This window comes from Rhodopseudomonas sp. G2_2311, assembly GCF_047501505.1.
Classification (GTDB): Bacteria; Pseudomonadota; Alphaproteobacteria; order Rhizobiales; family Xanthobacteraceae; genus Rhodopseudomonas; species Rhodopseudomonas palustris_H.
This window is the reverse complement of record NZ_JAZDRK010000003.1, coordinates 404,458-422,925: the sequence shown is the minus strand read 5'-3', so window position 1 is coordinate 422,925 and position 18,468 is coordinate 404,458. Positions and strand designations below refer to the sequence as shown.

General features: G+C 64.7%; 19 protein-coding genes. 7 read left to right on the top strand and 12 right to left on the bottom strand.

Going from position 1 to position 18,468, the window contains the following annotated elements; genetic code table 11:
• The first annotated feature begins 563 nt into the window (after positions 1-563).
• From VRZ08_RS07390 to VRZ08_RS07375, 4 genes are all read left to right on the top strand, one after another.
• Complete coding sequence (locus tag VRZ08_RS07390; RefSeq protein ID WP_414532139.1) at positions 564-1,379, top strand: MetQ/NlpA family ABC transporter substrate-binding protein; 816 nt, start codon at positions 564-566, stop codon at positions 1,377-1,379.
• Positions 1,379-2,497, top strand: coding sequence for a methionine ABC transporter ATP-binding protein (locus VRZ08_RS07385; protein ID WP_414532138.1), 1,119 nt, complete (start codon positions 1,379-1,381; stop codon positions 2,495-2,497). The genes VRZ08_RS07390 and VRZ08_RS07385 overlap by 1 nt, the downstream gene beginning before the upstream one ends.
• The gene (locus VRZ08_RS07380) at positions 2,478-3,134 is read left to right on the top strand and encodes a methionine ABC transporter permease (RefSeq protein ID WP_199851812.1); all 657 of its coding nucleotides are present in this window, start codon (positions 2,478-2,480) and stop codon (positions 3,132-3,134) included. Before VRZ08_RS07385 ends, VRZ08_RS07380 begins: the two co-directional genes overlap by 20 nt.
• A gap of 95 nt (positions 3,135-3,229) precedes the next feature.
• Positions 3,230-3,895: a DUF1847 domain-containing protein gene (locus VRZ08_RS07375; protein ID WP_414532137.1), complete on the top strand. Its 666-nt coding sequence runs from the start codon at positions 3,230-3,232 to the stop codon at positions 3,893-3,895.
• A gap of 190 nt (positions 3,896-4,085) precedes the next feature.
• Here VRZ08_RS07375 and VRZ08_RS07370 read toward each other — a convergent pair whose 3' ends face one another.
• Together VRZ08_RS07370 and VRZ08_RS07365 are read right to left on the bottom strand one after the other, a co-directional pair.
• Positions 4,086-5,024: a transporter gene (locus VRZ08_RS07370; RefSeq protein WP_414532136.1), complete on the bottom strand. Its 939-nt coding sequence runs from the start codon at positions 5,022-5,024 to the stop codon at positions 4,086-4,088.
• A gap of 314 nt (positions 5,025-5,338) precedes the next feature.
• On the bottom strand, positions 5,339-5,887 hold the full coding sequence (locus VRZ08_RS07365; RefSeq protein ID WP_164571487.1) for a cysteine hydrolase family protein: 549 nt from the start codon (positions 5,885-5,887) through the stop codon (positions 5,339-5,341).
• A gap of 105 nt (positions 5,888-5,992) precedes the next feature.
• Here VRZ08_RS07365 and VRZ08_RS07360 point away from each other — a divergent pair, with 105 nt between their 5' ends.
• Both VRZ08_RS07360 and VRZ08_RS07355 read left to right on the top strand, forming a co-directional pair.
• Positions 5,993-7,018, top strand: coding sequence for a GlxA family transcriptional regulator (locus VRZ08_RS07360; RefSeq protein WP_414532135.1), 1,026 nt, complete (start codon positions 5,993-5,995; stop codon positions 7,016-7,018).
• Positions 7,019-7,170: 152 nt separating this feature from the next.
• Positions 7,171-7,392, top strand: a complete 222-nt coding sequence (locus VRZ08_RS07355; RefSeq protein WP_107344345.1) for a hypothetical protein — start codon at positions 7,171-7,173, stop codon at positions 7,390-7,392.
• Between the two features lie 18 nt (positions 7,393-7,410).
• Here the strand turns inward: VRZ08_RS07355 and modB are convergent, their stop codons facing one another.
• Both modB and modA read right to left on the bottom strand, forming a co-directional pair.
• Positions 7,411-8,106 carry a molybdate ABC transporter permease subunit gene (gene modB / locus VRZ08_RS07350; RefSeq protein ID WP_414532134.1) on the bottom strand — a complete coding sequence of 232 codons (696 nt, stop codon included), beginning with the start codon at positions 8,104-8,106 and terminating at the stop codon, positions 7,411-7,413.
• A gap of 6 nt (positions 8,107-8,112) precedes the next feature.
• Positions 8,113-8,838 (bottom strand): molybdate ABC transporter substrate-binding protein, encoded by a 726-nt coding sequence (modA, locus tag VRZ08_RS07345; RefSeq protein ID WP_414532133.1) that lies wholly within the window; start codon positions 8,836-8,838, stop codon positions 8,113-8,115.
• A gap of 101 nt (positions 8,839-8,939) precedes the next feature.
• Here modA and VRZ08_RS07340 point away from each other — a divergent pair, with 101 nt between their 5' ends.
• Complete coding sequence (locus VRZ08_RS07340; RefSeq protein ID WP_414532132.1) at positions 8,940-9,884, top strand: ABC transporter ATP-binding protein; 945 nt, start codon at positions 8,940-8,942, stop codon at positions 9,882-9,884.
• 304 nt (positions 9,885-10,188) lie between these two features.
• Here VRZ08_RS07340 and VRZ08_RS07335 read toward each other — a convergent pair whose 3' ends face one another.
• The 8 genes from VRZ08_RS07335 to VRZ08_RS07300 all read right to left on the bottom strand — a co-directional run bounded on the left by VRZ08_RS07335 (position 10,189) and on the right by VRZ08_RS07300 (position 18,466).
• Positions 10,189-10,950, bottom strand: coding sequence for an SDR family NAD(P)-dependent oxidoreductase (locus VRZ08_RS07335; protein ID WP_414532131.1), 762 nt, complete (start codon positions 10,948-10,950; stop codon positions 10,189-10,191).
• Between the two features lie 15 nt (positions 10,951-10,965).
• Positions 10,966-12,705, bottom strand: a complete 1,740-nt coding sequence (locus tag VRZ08_RS07330) for a nitrilase-related carbon-nitrogen hydrolase (RefSeq protein ID WP_414532130.1) — start codon at positions 12,703-12,705, stop codon at positions 10,966-10,968.
• 14 nt (positions 12,706-12,719) lie between these two features.
• The gene (locus VRZ08_RS07325; protein WP_414532129.1) at positions 12,720-13,709 is read right to left on the bottom strand and encodes an acetamidase/formamidase family protein; all 990 of its coding nucleotides are present in this window, start codon (positions 13,707-13,709) and stop codon (positions 12,720-12,722) included.
• A gap of 25 nt (positions 13,710-13,734) precedes the next feature.
• Entirely contained in the window at positions 13,735-14,448 is a 714-nt protein-coding gene (locus tag VRZ08_RS07320; protein ID WP_164637866.1) for an ABC transporter ATP-binding protein, read from the bottom strand.
• On the bottom strand, positions 14,441-15,163 hold the full coding sequence (locus VRZ08_RS07315) for an ABC transporter ATP-binding protein (RefSeq protein WP_011157964.1): 723 nt from the start codon (positions 15,161-15,163) through the stop codon (positions 14,441-14,443). The genes VRZ08_RS07320 and VRZ08_RS07315 overlap by 8 nt, the downstream gene beginning before the upstream one ends.
• Positions 15,163-16,227: a branched-chain amino acid ABC transporter permease gene (locus VRZ08_RS07310; RefSeq protein ID WP_107344339.1), complete on the bottom strand. Its 1,065-nt coding sequence runs from the start codon at positions 16,225-16,227 to the stop codon at positions 15,163-15,165. Before VRZ08_RS07310 ends, VRZ08_RS07315 begins: the two co-directional genes overlap by 1 nt.
• Before the next feature lie 11 nt (positions 16,228-16,238).
• Entirely contained in the window at positions 16,239-17,111 is an 873-nt protein-coding gene (locus VRZ08_RS07305) for an ABC transporter permease subunit (RefSeq protein ID WP_107344338.1), read from the bottom strand.
• Positions 17,112-17,227: 116 nt separating this feature from the next.
• Positions 17,228-18,466 (bottom strand): urea ABC transporter substrate-binding protein, encoded by a 1,239-nt coding sequence (locus tag VRZ08_RS07300; RefSeq protein WP_164571498.1) that lies wholly within the window; start codon positions 18,464-18,466, stop codon positions 17,228-17,230.
• Positions 18,467-18,468 lie beyond the last annotated feature (2 nt).

The window sequence follows — 18,468 nt, the reverse complement described above, 5'->3', positions numbered from 1 at the left end:
CCGAGCAACAGCGAGACGGCCGCGGCACGAACGAGGTTCGGTCGCGGTGAAGAAAGAGAATGGGACACAGGTGAGGCTCTCAATACGCGTGCGCCGCTCACAGTCATGCAAACAGCGCGTCAGGCCCCACACTGGCGCCGCCCATCAACGAGGGTCAATACGCGCGGCGATCTTTAGAAAATCATCTTTCGAGCCGCGACGATCGCGGCAACTTTGAACTGCGATCGCGATCGAATGAAGATGATAACTCCGCCTCCGCTCGCCTGCCGTTCTCGTCACGATCGACTCTCGCATCGGCCGCGCACGTGGGCTCTGCGAACACCGAGGTAATAGGTCACCCTCAGCCATGTGATTCAGTCCAAGCAACGTCACGCGACGTAATGGTCCTGTTTCACATCCGCGGCACAACGCAGCCTCGCTGTTCTCTGCTGCGCCGATAAATAAGAACTTGCTTCGCCTTGTTGCATCGCACCCCACCACGCTAGGCTGATCGTCAGCGGCAATGCTGCGGGCGCGAGACATCTCGCCACGCGCTGCCTTCACCTCTCTCCTGGGACCACATCATGACTGTTCTGAAGACCGCCGCGCGCACGCTCGGCCTGATCGCGGCGTTGGGCGCGCTGACCTCCATCGCCATCGCCGATGCAGCCAAGGGCCCGCTGCGGGTCGGCACCAATGCCGGCTTCGCCCCACCGATCGAAGCCGCCGTGGCGGTCGCCAAGGCGCAAGGTCTGGACGTCAAGCTGATCGAGTTCACCGATCCGGTGACGCCGAACACCTCTCTGGCGAACGGCGAAATCGACCTCAACTATTTCCAGCACAAGCCGTTCTTGGATGTCGTCAAGGCCGCACGCGGCTTCGACCTCGAGCCGGTCGGCATCGGCATCGCCAATAAGACCGGGCTGTTCTCCAAGAAGTACAAGAGTCTGGACGAGCTGCCGGTCCGCGCCCGTGTCGCGCTCGCCGGCGATCCGTTCAATTTCGGCCGCGGCCTCGAATTGCTGGAGGCGGCCGGGCTGATCAAGCTGAAGCCGGACCATGGCCCTCAGGTCAATGTCGACGCGGTGATCGACAATCCGAAGAAGCTGAAATTCCTGGAGATCGACTTCCACCAGCTGCCGCAGTCGCTCAACGAGGTCGACTTGGCGCACGGCTATACCCACTTCCTGAAGGCGTCCGGCGTGATCGATCCGCACGCCGCGCTGTTTTGGGAGCCGATCAATCCGCGGTACGGCATCGTCTTCGTGGCGCAGCCGAAGAACAAGGACGATCCGCGGATCGCGCAGTTCATCAAAATCTACCAGACCGCTCCCGAAGTGCGCGCAGTGCTCGACAAGCAGTATGGCGACCTCTACGTCCGGCTTTGGGAACGTGAGTGATGGACGCCCTCACCGACGCTGGCGCCGGCCCCGGCGTCGGCATCGCCCCTCGGAGCCGTGTCCAGACTGGCGCGGATAGCCCGCACATCATCGTCGAGCGTCTGTCGAAGCAATATCCAGGCTCGACGACACCGGCGTTGATCGAGGTCGACCTCGCCGTCAAGCGCGGCGAAGTCTTCGGCATCATCGGCCGCAGCGGCGCCGGCAAGTCGACGTTGATCCGCACGCTCAACCGGCTCGAACGTCCGACCGCCGGCCGCGTCCTGGTCGACGACGAAGACATCGCCACCTTCGACCACGCGACGTTGATCGGGCTGCGCCGCCGGGTCGGCATGATCTTCCAGCACTTCAACCTGCTGTCGGCGAAGACGGTTTGGCAGAACGTTGCGCTGCCTCTGAAGGTCGCAGGGGTCGGCAAACGCGAGATCGAGCGCCGCGTCGACGAGCTGCTCGACATGGTGGGGTTGTCCGAGAAGCGCGATGTCTATCCGGCGCGGCTGTCGGGCGGACAGAAGCAGCGCGTCGGCATTGCACGTGCTCTGGTGCACCGGCCCGAGGTGCTGCTGTGCGACGAGGCGACCTCCGCGCTCGATACCGAGAGCACCCAGGCGATCCTGGCACTGCTGCAGGACATCAATCGCCGTTTCGAACTGACGATCGTGCTGATCACCCACGAGATGGCGGTGATCCGCGAGATCTGCGACCGCGTGGTGGTTCTCGAACGCGGCAGGGTCGTCGAACAGGGGGAAGTATGGAAGGTGTTTGGCGATCCCAAGCACGACGTCACGCAGACCTTACTGGGCACAGTGCACAGGTCGCTTCCGCCGGAAATTCTGGCGCAGCTGGTGCCAGTGCCGCGTGAGCCCTCCGATGCGCTGCTGCTCGATCTGCATTTCACCGGCACCGGCGACCGTGATCCCGATATCGGCGCGATCGCGCAAGCGCTCGGCGCACGGACACGATTGGTCTATGGCGGCGTCGATCGCATTCAGGGCCGCGCCCAGGGCCATTTGATCGTCTCGGTGGATGCCGCTGACGACCGCGACGCCGTTCTGCAGCGCGCGCACCTCTTGGCGGACAGAGTGAAGGATCTGGGTTTTGTCTCCGCTGGTCATTGATCGCCTGATCGAAGGCATCATCGATACGCTGCTGATGATCGGGGCGTCATCGCTGATCACGCTCGGCATCGGCCTACCCTTGGCGCTGCTGCTGGTCGCCACCAGCAAGGGCGGCATCCTCGAGCAGTCTTGGGTCAATTCGAGCGTCGGCAGCGTCGTCAATGTCGTGCGCTCGGTGCCGTTTCTAATCTTGATGGTGGCGCTGATCCCGTTCACGCGCCTGATCGTCGGCACCAGCTACGGCGTGCTCGGCGCCGTGGTGCCGCTGACCGTCGCCAGCGTGCCATTCTTCGCCCGCATCGCCGAAGTCAGCTTGCGCGAAGTCGACCGCGGCCTGATCGAAGCGGCGGAGTCGATGGGCTGTGGCCGTTGGCACATCGTCTGGCACGTGCTGCTGCCGGAAGCGCGGCCCGGCATCGTCGCGGGCTTCACCATCACCCTGGTCAGCATGATCAACGCCTCGGCGGTGGCCGGCGCGATCGGCGCCGGCGGTCTCGGCGACCTCGCCTATCGCTACGGCTATCAGCGCTTCGACACCCAGGTGATGGTCACCGTGATCGTTCTGCTGGTGATCCTGGTGACCACCATCCAGTTTGGCGGCGACCGCCTCGCATTCGCGCTCAACAAGCGCAAATAACCAAATACGCAGGCCGACCGACGCCGAGCGCGATTGCGTGGCCGGCGCCGGCCGGCTACGCGGACCTCTGAACCATCACACCTGGAAATACCCTCATGGCCAAACCGAAGCCCGACGTCGTCACCTGCTCCGAATGCGGGCAATTCAACTGCTATCGTCACGACAAGCGCTACCCCGGCATTTGCGCGACGACGGATCTGGCGCCCGAGGAGCGGCAGGAACTGGTCGAGCTGTATTCCGGCGATGCGATCGACGCGACGCTGGCGCGAGCGGCGGCCGAGGTCGAGGGTCTGTATTACTGCAAGCTCAACCGCGTTGAAGAGACGGTGGCGTTCGCGCGCCGGATCGGCGCCAAGCGGATCGGTATCGCCACCTGCATCGGCCTGATCGAAGAGACCAAGGTGCTGGTCGACATCCTGCGGCTCGCCGGCTTCGAGACCCGCACCGCCCTGTGCAAAGTCGGCTCGATCGACAAGACCGAGATCGGCGTGCCGGAAGAGATGAAGATCAAATGCGGCCACGAAGCATGCTGCAACCCGGTGCTGCAGGCGCGGCTACTCAACCGTGAAGAGACCCACCTCAACGTCATCATGGGCCTGTGCGTCGGCCACGACTCGCTGTTCATCCGCCACGCCGAGGCGCCGGTGACGACGCTGGTGGTGAAGGATCGGGTCCTGAGCCACAATCCCGTTGCGGCGTTCCACACCGTGAAGACCTACACCAGCCGGATGCTCGACAAGAAGCGGATGCAGGAGTTGTAAGACGACCCGCGGGTTGGCTTCCGCTCGGCCCGCCACAGTCAGTCGTCCCCCTGAACGCGTGAGGAGCGAGCCAGGATCACCCTGCTCTCGCTCCTCGGCCTAGTCCCCCGTGGCCAGGGCCTACGCCATCCGTTGATCAAGACCGCCCGGCAGCCAAGGCGTTGTGTTCATCGACCTTGCAAAATACGGATCACTTGGTGATCAGCGGCCGACGTGGCGCCGGTGCCTCCGGGCTCCACACCGGGATGATCAGGCGCGTCCAGAACCGCGTGTCGTATCCGGAGTAGTTGTGCTCGGCGACATCGCGGGTCAGATAGAACTGAGTGATCACGGGGCCGAAATTGTAGCCCACCAGGCCGCCCAGCGCGAACTGGCTCTGCTTGTTACCGTACAGCCCGCCTGCGGTGCGGAACGGCGACGGCGAACCGAGATCGGTCGAGCCGTAGCCGACCAGGCCGACCTCCCACTTGTTGAAGTGCTTGGAGACCGAGAAATCAATCTGCGCCGTATCCGGCTGGATGCTCACGCCGGTGGCGCGATCGCTGCCGCTGCTCGAATAGGTGAAGTTGGCGGTCGCGCTCCAGGTGTCGCGGTTGTAGGCGACAGTCGCCAACTCCAGGAAGGTCCAGTAGTTGCCGCCGAGATTGAGCGTGTTGCCGAGGGTGGTGTTGACCGGTGCGAATGCGCCGACATAGTTGGCAAAGCCCCAGCCGCCGCCGAGATCCCACGCCAGACCAACCAGACCCGCCGGATTATAGAAGTCCCGCCAAGCGGCACTCGTCGGGCTGTTCGGATTGACGCTGACCGTCAGCTCCGGAAAGATTCCGAGGATTTCGAGCCGCCCGCCGAGGATCGTCACCGGCGTCGACCACGCCACCACCGGAATGTTGACGCCGGCATCGATCGTCGGCGCAGCAAACCGCGACGAACGTTCGAAATAAGTCGCGGTATTGATGAAGTACACGCCCTCCGGCAGCGGCGCGCCGAGCGCGATACCGGCGGTCCACCCCGCCGGGCTCACCGGATCGGCCGACGCGCCACCGGGAAGTGCGACCGCTGCTGCCACCGCGACGGCCGCCAATCGCGCGAGAAAACGAACAGGTTTGAAAATCAATTCGACGTTCGACATGATGCCCCCAATCATCCGCTGGCGGCTCACATGAATGCCCCATGACGCCGCCAACGATTGATTGTGAGATTAGTCGATCTCCCTCGCCCGCCCATTCCAAAGATAAATGACAGCGGGAACGTCCGTTGCTGCTGACCGTGCAGCAGACAACGGTTTCATTCTCGGTCGCGAACTAATTGGTATCAGTACACGGACAGCCCATCGACGGACGGCGAGTCGTCTCATCACGCGATGCTGCCGGGGACGCTAAAGCACCCTCGGCGTAAGCACGGCGTTTATTCGGTCGTCATTCCGTCAAGCCGACCACATCCGCATCAGAGCTGCAATTGCTCATCGGTGGCAACGATTGCCGCGTAGCTGGAATCGAGCGCGGCGAGAAAGGCCGCCTGCACCTGCGCGGCGGGCACATGAACGCCCCCGAACTCCAGATCGCGGGTCGCGATCGCATCATGCACCACCGTCACCGTGTAACCGAGATCTGCCGCGGCGCGCGCCGTGGCGTCGATGCACATGTGGCTCATTGCGCCACAGATCACCACGTCGGTGATGCCTTTGGCGATCAGCTGCGCATTGAGATCGGTCTCCAGAAACGAGTTCGGCCGATGCTTCACCACCACGGGTTCGCCCTCGAGGTTCTGGACTGCGGGATTGATCTCGACCCCTGGGGTGCCTTTGACGAAGAACGGCGCCTCGGCCGAGGCGAACACGTGCTGGACGTGGACGACGAACTCTTCTTTGGCCCGTGCGGTCCGCAGCAGCCGGGCCGCATTCTCGGCCGCTGGGACGATATTGGTCAGCTCGAACTTGCCGTTCGGAAAGTAGTCGTTCTGCAGATCGACGATCACCAGTGCGCGCTTGGTCATGAGAACCTCCCTTGAGCGCCGTTGCGGCGCCGATGGCTGCACGCTAGGTGAAAGACACGCCGCTCAGGATGGGCGGACCCGACAAATCGAGGGGCGAATCCGACAATGGCCCGCGCATCGTCGCCGCCGGAAATCGGCCTGGTGCTGTACCCCGGGGTGCAGCGCGCCAGCGTCGACGGACTGACCGATCTGCTCACCATCGCCGATCGCAATGCACGGCAGCGTCTTGGCCAGACGACGCCGCTCCTCCGCATCAGCCACCTCGCCTATGACAACGCGCAGGATCGCATCGTCCGCGTGTTCGACAGTCTGCCGGCTGAGGACGGTGATCCGACGATCCTGGTGCTGTTGCCGAGCCTGGAGAAGCCGGCAGAAACGCCTCAGGCCGGCGGCCTGGTTGACTATCTGAAATCCCGCCATCAGGACGGCACTGTGCTCGCCTCGGTGTGCGCCGGCACGTTCCTGCTCGCCGCGACCGGCGTACTGGCAGGCCGCGTCGCCACCACCCACTGGTCCTATGCCGAAGCACTCGCCGAGCGGTTCGCGGACATTCGCGTCGACACCGACAAGCTGATCATCGACGACGGCGACATCATCACCGCCGGCGGCATGATGGCGTGGACCGATATGGGCCTCACTTTGATCGAGCGGCTGCTCGGTCCGGCGACGATGATCGAGACGGCGCGTAGCTTCATTATCGACCCGCCCGGCCGCGACCAGCGCGCCTACAGCGTGTTCTCGCCGCGGCTCAGGCACGGCGACGCCGCGATCCTGAAAGTGCAGCACTGGCTGCAGCGGATCGATCTTCCGGACGTGACGGTCGCCGCGATGGCCCAGCAGGCGCGACTCGAACCCCGCACCTTTCAGCGGCGGTTTCAGCGCGCCACCGGGTTTGCGCCGCTGGCCTACTGCCAGAACCTGCGGATCGGCCGCGCCCGCGTGATGCTGGAAAGCACGACGCTGCCGATCGACCAGATCGCCTGGCAATGCGGCTACAAGGATCCGAAATCGTTTCGCAAGGTGTTCGCCAAGATCGCCGGGCTGTCACCGGGACAGTATCGGCAACGGTTTTCCGCGGCACGCCAGGAGCCCGCGCCGCGCCAGCGTAACGTGCCGGCACATGCGGGCTGAACATCGCTGCCCCGCTCGCCCGTAGTTGGATCAAATGATAGTATTCGGCTGGTCGGTTCCGCCTACAGTCCCGAGTCGTTCCGTGTCGGGAACAGTAGAGAACATGGGACGTCGCAGCCGCCAGGGCGCAGCTCCGTCCGTCAGGAGGTCCATTGCCCTACCGAGCCTTTCTCGCCCGCATCCGGCAGTTCTTCGACGGCCCGGATGAGCACCTCGATCTGATCGCCGACGGTCTCGCCGGCGGCCGGTTGCGTCAGCCTGCGACGCCGATGACCGATCAGGAACTGGCAGAGGCGATCCGCGAGTTCAAGAAAGCACCGCCATCGGCCGACTCGCTGAAGAAGCTGGAAGCCAAGCTGTCGCGCGAGGATTAGTCCTTCCCCCAACGCCGCTCAATGCGGGATAGGTCGCGATGCCCGCCGCAGCACCGCAAACACGATCAGCGATACCAAGCCGAGCAGCGCCGACAGCACCGCCGCGCGGCCGTACTCACCATTGAACACCGCGTTGTAGACCTCGAGCGAGATCGTGTTGGTCTTGCCGACGATGTTGCCGCCGAGCATCAAAGTGATGCCGACCTCGCCGAGCGACCGCGCGGTCCCGAGCACCAAGCCGGCGACGATCGCACCGCGGATGTTCGGCAGGATCACGAACAGGAACGTCTCCAGTTCGTTGCGGCCTAGCGTCCGCGATGCCTCGCCGAGGCTGCGGGAGACGCTGGCGATCGCCGCCTCGATCGGCTTCACCACCAGCGGCAGGCCGGCGATCACCGAGGCCAGCAGGACGCCCTCCACCGAGAACACGAAGCTGAAGCCGAAGCTGGTGTCGAGCCATTGCCCGACCGGGCTGCGGCGTCCGAGCAGCAGAAGTAGGAAGAAGCCGAGCGCGATCGGCGGGAACACCAGCGGGATCGTCACCACCGCGTCGAGGACGGTGCGGCCCGGCCACGATCGCTGCGCCAGCGCCCAGCCGAGCAGCGTGCCGAGCACGATGTGCAGCACCAGCGTCGCCGCGGCGATTTTTAGCGACAACAGCGCGGGCGCGATCAGCGCCGGATCGCGCAGCGCCTCGATCGCGGCAGCCAGCATCGCAGCCTACAGCCCGTAGCGCTGCAGGATGGCGCGGGCCTGCTCGGTGCCGAGGAATTGCACGAAAGCCTCGGCCGCCTTCGCCGCCGGGGCCCGCACGCCGCAGACGATCTCGGCCGGATCGTACAGCTTGCGGTCGACCGCGACATAGCCGCCGATGTTACCAGCCGCGCCGATCGCATCGGTCGCGTTGATGAAGCCGGCATCCACCTCGCCGCTAGCGACGTAGCTCGTTACCTGCGGCACGGTGGCGACCGGCACGAGACGGGCATCGATCGTTGCGGCCAGCCCGCTGCGCTCAAGAAACTGTCGGCCGGCCTTGCCATAGACGGCGCTGGCCTGATCCGGGATGCCGATCCGCTTGAACTCGGGCGCCGCGATCTCTTCCGGCTTCGCAAGCGTCAGGCCCTTGCGGTAGGCGATCACCAGCCGGCCGAGGCCGAGCGGCGCGATCTGCGCAAAGCCGACATCCTTGGCCTTTTCCAGAACAGCCTTGTCGCCGCACACCAGGGCAATCTGGGTGCTTTCACGCGCCTGCGCCAGCACCTGCCCCATGTGGCCGTACACCTGCAAAAGCTTGTCACCCGACTGCTTTTCATAGGCTGCAGCCAGTTCGGCGATCGGCCGCCGATAGCCTGCACCAGCAGCCAGGGTCGTTTCGTCCGCAAAGGTCGGCGCCGCGGACGACACCAGAGCCACACCCATCACCGCCGATCTGATCGACCACACCATTCCAAACCCTCGCCCTTGCATCCGCTCGCCGACCTCTGGCTAGCAGAGACAGCGATCGTTGCATATTTCACTATACAACGATCTCACTAGGCAGACAGGCAATGGAGAATGGGACGGACGATATCGCGCTACGCGTCCGCACACCGCTGAGCGGGCCGGCGGGACCATTCTGGCTCGACGTCGACTTGAGGATCGCGCCGGGATCACTGGTGGCGATCACCGGTCCTTCGGGCGCCGGCAAGACGACCCTGCTCCGCGCCGCGGCGGGGCTGACGCGACCGGCAGAGGCCCGCATCCGCGTCGGCCGAACGCTGTGGAGCGACAGCGCGGCGCGGGTGAACCTGCCGACGCGAAGGCGCTCGATCGGACTGGTGTTTCAGGACTACGCGCTGTTTCCGAACATGACGGTGCGCGGCAATGTCGACTATGCGATCGGATCACGCGCCCATCGCGATGAGGTCGACGAACTGCTGCAACTGGTCGAGCTCAAGGGGCTGGCCGACGCCATGCCGGACCGGCTGTCGGGCGGACAGAAGCAGAGGCTGGCGCTGATCCGCGCGCTGGCGCGGCGGCCGTCGCTGCTGATGCTCGATGAGCCGCTGTCGGCACTCGATCCGGCGATGCGACGCAAGCTGCAGGACGATCTGCTCCGGCTGCATCGCCGTTTCGCCACCACCACGCTGCTGGTCAGCCACGACGCATCCGAGATCCTTCGCCTCGCGGACCGCGTCGTCCGGATCGAGCACGGCCGCGTGGTGTTCGACGGCACACCGGCAGAGTCACTGGTCGCTTCGTCGGGCCGCGATCCGTTTGTCGTCAGCGGCATCTATCTCGGCGAGCGCGACGCAAGCGGCGTCTGCGCGGTGCTGGTCGACGGCCGCAAGCTGCGGCTGCGTTTATCTGAATCGAGCGGGCTCGACATTGGCGACGCGGTGACGCTGCGAATCGACAACGCGGTCGTACAGCGCCTGGCGCCGACATCCGATGAAGCGCTCACGATTTGTCCGGCTTCGGCGGCTGCCGAGGCTGAGCCTCCTCGCACTTGACGACGATCTTGAACACGCCGCCGCATTGCGGGCACGCGTAGTCACGAAGCGCGTAGCCCTCGACCAGCGGGCGCGCGCGCAGCAATTCCGTCGCCGATCGACAGACCGCGCAGTTACTGCTGCTACTCGACACCGCGGCCCCCACCACCCAGAACGCGGCTGTATAGCCTGATCGACACGCCGCGTCGCAACTGATCAGCACGCGGCACGTAGTTATTTCGGCTTGCTCACCTCCCAGAGGTATTTGGTAACATCATCATTCCATCGTACAGAATGAAGGCGACACAACTTAACGTATAGCGCCTCAGAACTGCACGCCACGGGTGAGCGCGCCGTCGACCACCACATTGGTGCCGGTGATGAAGCTGGCGGCACGGCTGGCGAGAAACACCACGGCATTCGCCATCTCCTGCGGCGTACCCATCCGCCCCGTCGGGTTGAGCGCGAGCGCGGTGTTGTAGAGATCAGGGTTGCCGTTCTTGATCTGCTCCCATACCCCGCCCTCGAAATACGTGTTGCCGGGCGAAACGGTGTTGGCACGGATGCCCTTGGCGGCGAGCTGATACGCCAGCCCCTGGGTGTAGTGGATGATCGCCGCCTTGAAGGTCCCGTAGGGCCCCGCGGCAAAATCGATCTCTCGCCCCGAGACGCTGGAGACGGTGACGATCGCTGGCTGCGCGCTCTGTTCAAGATACGGCATCGCGGCGTCGATCAGCCGCACGGTGCCCATCATGTCGGTGGCAAAGCCCTTCGCCCAGCTCTCTTCGTCGGAGCCGATCGCCAGCGCGCTGACATTGGCGACCACGACATCGATGCCACCGAGTTTGGCCGCCATGTCGGCCACCCACGCCTTCAAGCCCGGTCCATCGGATACGTCGACGGCACCGCCGAACGCCGATACGCCGTTCGCCCGCAGCGCAGCGACCGCGCTCTCGACCTCGGCGGCATTGCGCGCACAGAGGCCGACATGCGCACCTTCCGCCGCGAAGATCTCGGCGATCGCACGGCCGATGCCCTTAGTGCCACCGGTGACGAGTACCTTGGCGCCTTTCAATCCCAGATCCATGCTCGCTCCCCTTGGTTAGTAGTTGCCGGCCACAGCCTGCACCAGCGGCCGATAGCTGTGCGGCATCCGCATCGCCACCAGATCCTTCCGCCGCACCACGTTGGTCGGATACACGCTGTCGAGATTGGAGGTGTCGATGGTCGCGGTGGCGACACCCTCCTCGCTCCCGATCAGCGCCTCGCGGCGCGGAAATTCGAACGTGTCCGGCCCGAACACGCCGCTCAGTCCGGGATAGCCTCTTGCAGCATCCGCCACATTGGCAAAAGCGAAGAACACGTTGTTTTCGCCAGCGCGAACCCTGAAATGATGCCAGTGGTGCGGGTCGGCGCCGGTCGGGATCGGCTCCGGCTGCTTGACGCTTGTGCCCGCATGCGGCGTGCTGAAGCGGGTCGCGATCGCGGCCGGGCACGCGATGATGTCGCAGCCGCGTAGCGCCAGCACGCGGCCGGCTTCGGGAAACATCGCATCGTGGCCGATCAGCAGACCGACGCGGCCGAGCGGCGTATCGGTCACGACGAAGCTATCGCCGGGCTGCGCCCAGCTCCGTTCGTCTTCGGTCAGATGGGTCTTGCGATAGGTCGTGAGGCTGCCGTCCGGTGCCACCAGCACCGCGCTGTTATACAGAATTTCACCGTCGCGCTCGGCGAGACCGCAGACGAGATACAGCGACAGCTCGCCCGCGAGCGCCGCAAGCCGGTCGGTAGCGGCACTCGGCACAGAGATCGCAAGCCCCTTCGGATCATCAAACCCGGTCAGGCTCAGCTCGGGAAACACCACCATCTCGGCGCCGTCCGCTCCCGCCTGGCGCGCCAGCGCCTCGATCCGATCGAGATTGGCGTCCACGTCGCCACTCGGGGCGAACTGCGCGGCACTGAGCTTGGAGCGCTTGCCCTTCGGCCACGCCTCGTGTCCGTACAGGCCGAAGAAGTCGTACGGATTCCAGCTGAAGGTGCCGGTCAGCAGTTCGGGATACAGCTCCGGTCGCCGCTGCCGGAACACCGCCTCACCGCCGATCCGCCGCGCACGGGCCGCTTCGAGGTCGATGTGGGCGAAAGCGACGCCGTCGCCGCCATCAATCACCGCAGCGATGCCGCCATCCGGCGCGATCACGCAGCTTCCGCCGGAGAACTGCACGGTGCGTTCCAGCCCCCAGCGGTTGCTCTCGATCACGTAGCACGAATTCTCGAACGCCCGGCTGATCCAATATGGCGCCGGGGTACGCTCCGCCAGCCAATTGGAGATGTGGCAGATGATGTCGGCGCCGCCCAGCGCCATCAGCCGCGCGGTCTCGACGAAATGGATGTCCATGCAGATCAAGAGCGCGATCCGCCCGATCGGGGTATCGAACACCTGATTGTGCAGATCGCCCGCCGCCGACCATTTCGGCTCGGAGATGTAAGGATGCGTCTTGCGGTGACGCCCGATCAATCCCTCCGGGCCGATCAGGACGGCGGAATTGTAGTAGATGCCGTCCTCATCGACTTCCGGAAGGCCGACGACGATGTAGCAATCGTGCTTGCGCGCCAGTTCGGCGAACCGCGCCGTGGTCGCCCCCGGGATAAGCTCGACGAACGGCGCCACCTCGGCGCGGTCGTACCAGCAATAGCCGGTGGTGCCCATCTCCGGGGTGACGATCAATTTGGCGCCTCCCGCCGCCGCCTCCTCGCACAGCTCGAGCAGGCGCGTGATGTTGCGCTCCTTCTCGGCCATGATCGGCTCGAACTGGACGGTAGCGACCTTCAGCAGCTGCGACATCGCCGTCGCTCCCCTCACACCAGGAACGACTTCTTGATCGACGCGCCGAGCGTGTACTTCGGATCGACCATGTTGCCGAGCCGGACGCGGCCGGCCTGCGTCAGCAGCATATAAGCGTCGATCTCGTCGAAGCCGTAGTCGGCCGCCATCCATCGGCACAGCTCGCGATAGGCGATGCGGGCGGCATCCTCCATCGGCCGCGCCGAGCCGATCGTCATGATGAAATCCTTGGTCTCGAGCCGCGGCCAGTGGATCGGCCAGCCCTTGATCAGATCGATCTGCACCGTGGTGACAGTCGGATGCTCGATCGCAACGCCGCACAGTTCGCCGTCGCCCTGCGCGGCATGGCAGTCGCCGAGATACAAAAGCGCGCCCGCGGTGTTGATCGGCAGATAGATGATGGCGCCGACGCCGACGTCGGGCAGATCCATGTTGCCGCCGTAATAGTCCGGAACCAGCGACGAGATCGCTTCGATCTCCGGAGAGGTCCCGATCGTGCCGATGAACGGCTCATACGGTAGCGTGATTTTGTCGTTCCACTTGGTGCCGTGCTCGGCGGTGATTTCGAGCTTCTTGACCCGCTCCGGCAGCGGCGGATTGAGCAGCGCGGTGTTGCCGGTGCCGACCAGGCCGCCGAACTCGGGCATCACCACCGTGGTGCCCCGCGGCTGCGGGCCGCGCGGGACGATGCTCTCGATGTAGACCGCCAGCGTGTCGCCCTTCTCGGCGCCATTGACCCAGATCGGGCCGTTCTGCGGATTGAGGAACGGGAAGTTCAGGATCTTGGAAGGAACGTCGGTCTCGCTCTTGATCGCGCCTTCGAACGCATCATGCGTTTCGGCCGCCACCACCGCGCCGGGATCGACGGTCAGGACCTTGTCGAAATAAGGCCCATAGACGTAGTGATACTTGCCCTGCTGCGCTTCGGTGAGCGTGTGGGTCGCGCCGCGAACGCCCTTGGCGACGCCCTTGCGCGCCATGATCGATTCAGTCTGCCAGGCCATGTTGGTCTCCTTGGTTGAAATCAGCTCACACCGCGAGGTGACGGCGCATTTCGGCCTCGTCGTCGAGCGCGGCGCGGTCGAGGTCGGCAACGATCCGGCCCTTGTCCATGACGTAGCAGCGCTGGGCCATCGCCCGGATCATGTCGAGGTTCTGCTCGACTAAGATGATGGTGACGCCGGTCTTGGCGTTCAGCGCGACCATGTCGCGGGCGATGTCCTGGACGATGTTCGGCTGAATACCCTCGGACGGTTCGTCGAGCAGGATCAGCTCGGGATCCGCCACCAGCACCCGGCCGATCGCAAGCTGCTGCTGCTGGCCGCCGGACATCGTGCCAGCCCGCTGGCTCCAACGCTCACCGAGGATCGGAAACGTCTCGATCACCTCGCGGCGCTGCTGCTCGGTGAGCCGGCCCTTGATCGAGGCTCCGACCGCGATGTTTTCGGCAACGCTGAGCCGCGGAAATACGTCGCGGCCCTGCGGCACGTAGCCGATGCCGAGCCGCGCCCGCTTGAACGCCGGCAGATGCTCGATGGCATCGCCGCGGAACACGATCGAGCCGTCCATCGCCGGGATCAGCCCGATCAGGCTCTTCATCAGCGTCGACTTGCCGACGCCGTTGCGGCCGATCACCGCGATGATCTCGCCTTCCCGGACCTCGATCTCGAGGCCTTGCAGCACCGGCTTGCCACCATAGCCGGCCCGCAGTCCCACGGTGTTGAGGATGACTTCCTTACGCATGGTGATGAGCCTGCCCGAGATAGATCGCCGCGACCCGCTCGTCGGCGACGATGTCGTCGATCGAGCCCTGTGCGAACACCTGACCGAGATGCAGCACAGTGACGCGCTGCGCGACCTGGCGGACGAACGCCATGTCGTGCTCGATCGCCAGCACCGTCATGCCTCCGGCATTGAGCCGCTTGACCATCTCACCGGTCTGGAACGTCTCTTCAGGAGACATCCCTGCCGTCGGCTCGTCGAGCAGCAGCATCCGCGGCTTCAGGCTGGTCGCCATGCCGATCTCCAGCCACTGCTTCTGACCGTGGCTGAGATTGCCCGCGGTCTGCTTCTGCTCGGCTTCCAGGCCGAGAAACGCCAGCAGCCGATCGATCTCCTGATCGAGCTCGGCGCCGTGCCGCGTCCGTTGCAGCGCAATCTCGAGGTTCTGCCGCACCGACAAGCCCTTGAACACGCCGGGCACCTGAAACTTCACCGAGAGCCCGCGCGCGATCCGCGCGAACGACTTGAGCGCCGTGATGTTCTCGCCCGCGAAGAAGATCTCACCGGAGCCGGGCGCGTATTCGCCGAGGATCAGCCGGAACAGCGTGCTCTTGCCGGCGCCGTTGGGGCCGATCAGGCAGTGGATCTCGCCAGTCTCGAACGACAGGTTCACCTGATTGGTAACGTGCAGGCCGCCGAAATGCTTGTTCAGGCCGCGGAGTTGCAGCAGCGCCATCAGTTCCGTCCTCCCTTGGCGCGGGCGACGAGCCGGCCGATCACGTTCATTGCTCCCAGCACCAGGCCATTCGGCGCAATCAACACGGTGAGCACCAGCAGAAGCCCCATCACCACCAGTGCATATTGGCTGCCGTAGATCGTCAGAGCCTGGAAACCGGCGAGCACCACCAGCGTGCCGACCAGCGTCGAGGTCAGATCACTGCGCCCCCCGACCGCGACCCAGATCAGCGGCAGCGCCGCCGATGTCATGCCCATGCTCGAAGGCGTGATGTATTGGCCCCAGGCGGTGTAGAGGACGCCCGACAGTCCGGCGAGCCCGGCGCCGATCACGAAGTTGATGAGCTGATACTTGCGGATGTCGTAGCCCAGCATCTCGGCGCGCTCCGGATTCTCCCGGATCGCCACGATGACGTTGCCGAACGACGAGTTCACGAGGATGCGCAGGCCGAGATAGACCACGACCACCAGCGCCAGGATCAGGTAATACAGCCCGACATCGGCAAACAGCACGATCGGCCCGTCGAACCAGGGAATGGTGATCGGCGGCATTCCGCTCATGCCGTTGAAGCCGTTCAGCCGCGCCGCGCCGATCCGCCATTCCGGTCCGGCGGTCTGGGCCATGAAGCGCTCCAGCATCAAGGTCACGGCGAGCGTGACGATGCCGAGGAAAACGCCCTCGATCCGACCGAAGAACATGAAGTAGCCGAGCAGCAGCGCCACCACCGCGGCGATCGCGATCGCTGCCAGCACCGCGACCAGCGTGAAACCGTACGCCGCGCCGAAGTTCAGCGTCAGGATGCCGTAGCTGTAGCCGGCGATGCCGAAGAATGCGGTCTGGCCGAACGACAGCGCACCGCCGTAGCCCCAGATCAGGCACAGACTGAGCGCAATGAACACCCAGACGAAGAAGTACGCAGTGTTGCCGACGGTGTAGCCGTCGCTGAACATCGGATAGGCGAGCGCGCCGAGCAGCGCCAGCACGAACACCGACCAGAACAGCTTGCCGCGACCTTTGGTTTGCGGGCCTTCGAGCCGGCGGAATAGAGAGATCAAACCGTTCACCCTCGCCTCCCTCAGGTCCGTTCGCGCAGCAGGAAGCCGGAGATGCCTTTCGGCAGCACCCGGACCACAATGATCACCGCGACCAACAGGCCGATCTGGCCGAACAACTGGCCCTGCCAGGAGGTCATCGCCGACTTCACCACCGCGAGGACCGCAGCAGCCGGCGCGGTGCCGAGAAACACATCGGCGCCACCAATCACCACCGTGACGAACGCCTCCATCAAGAAGGTCGCGCCCATCGTCGGCACCAGCGTCATGGTCGGCGCGTAGAGCCCGCCGGCAAGCCCGGCGAGGCCGGCACCGCAGGCAAATGTCAGGCTGTAGATCCAGCGGGTGTCGACGCCGAGCGCGTCCGCCATATGCGGCACCTGGATCGTGGCGCGCGCCTTCACGCCGAACGAGGTCCAATTGAACAGCGCGTACAGTGATCCGAGCACGCCGAGCGCAGCCAGGAACAACACGATCCGGTAGATCGAGTACGAATAGGCGCCGACCTGAAAGCTGCCGAACGGCGTGCCGACACCGGCCATCGTCGACCCGATCACGATCAGCGTCCCTTGGGTCGCAATCAGGCTGAGGCCCCAGGTCGCCACGATGGTGTCGAGCGGACGTTCATACAGATGCCGCACCACCACGAACTCGACCAGCATGCCCACCACCGCAGACACCAGCGCCCCGGCCAGAATGGCGAGCGGCAACGGCAATCCGGCGTGCACAGCGGTGGCGGTGACATAGGCGCCGCACATGATGAACTCGCCGTGGGCGAGATTGATGACGCCCATCATGCCGAAGATGACGGCGAGCCCGCAGGCCGACAGCACCAGGAAGGCGAAGGCGTCGGCGAATTGATACAGCGCCGCGAAGGCGAAGGTAGCGATGTCCATCTGACGTCCAGCAAGGTGGGCGTGGAAGGCCGCGGCTCCGGCGGCCCGACGAAAGTCCGTTGGAGGCAGAGCAGCCGCTCCGGCGCGTCAGGGTGCGCCGGAGCGGGCCGCCGCACTTACTTGGGCGGCGGGTTCGACGGCGTGTATTGCGCCATCGGATCCTTCTTGGTCAGGTCACAGCCGGCCTCGCCGAGCCAATACGGCTTGATGTCCGGCCAGACTTTCGGGAAGTCGATCGAGTGATCGGCATTGACGTGCGCCAGATAGATGGTGTGCGACATGTGCTGGCTCTTCGGGTCGATGCAGACCTTACCTTCCGGCGCATCCATGCAGACGTCACCCTGCGCGATCACCTTGCGGATCTCGTCGCGATTGGTCGACTTCGCCCGCTCCACCATCTGCTTGTAGAGATAGACCGCGAGATAGGAATTCTCGGCCTCCTGATTGACGTACGGCTCGTTCGGGAACTTGGCCTTGAACTTGGCCAGGAACGCCTTGCTCTGGGGAGAGTCGATTTCCTCGATGTAGTTGGTGGTGACGTACATGTCCTTCAGGCTCGGCGGCTTGAAGCGCTTGTGCTCGTAGCCCTGCCCGACGTTGACAGAGGACGCCATCGGCAGGTTGACGTTGGCGGAGGCCGCCTGTTCGTAATACGAAGCCTGCGCGGTGCCGACCAGCAGCGTCACCACGAAGTCCGGCTTGGCCTTCTGGATGTTCTGGATGCTTTGCGAGAACTGCGACACCCCGAGCGGGATGAACTCCTCGCCGGCCATTTCGCCGCCGTGCTGCTTGACGATGTTGCGCACCCACTCGGCCGAGATCTGGCCGAAATTGTAATCGGCGGCGAGCGTGTAGACCTTCTTGCCGTATTTCTCCATCATCCAGGGGATCAGCGTCGAGAATTGCTGCTCGGGCACCGCACCGGTGACGATCATGTGGCCGTCGCAGACGCCGCCTTCATACTGGTTGTTGTAGAAGGCAAGACCGTTGAGCTGATCGACGATCGGCCGATAGGCTTCGCGTGAGGCCGAAGAGAAGCCAGCGAACACCGCGTCCGCTTTGTCCCGCTGCAGCACCCGGCGCATGAACTCCTGATAGCGTGTGTTGTCGGACTGGGTGTCGTACACCACCAGTTCGAGCGGCCGGCCCATGATGCCGCCGGCCTTGTTGATCTCGTCGGCGGCGAGCTGGATGGCGTGGACCTTGCCGATCGTCGCCACCGCGAAATCGCCCGATTGATCCTCGAGCACACCGAGCTTGATCGGCTTCTCCGCGGCGAACGCCGCGCCTGACGCGAGGACAAGCGTCCCCGTGAGGACTGCGGCATGCAGTCCCCGTAGTACAGTTCCGGTCATGT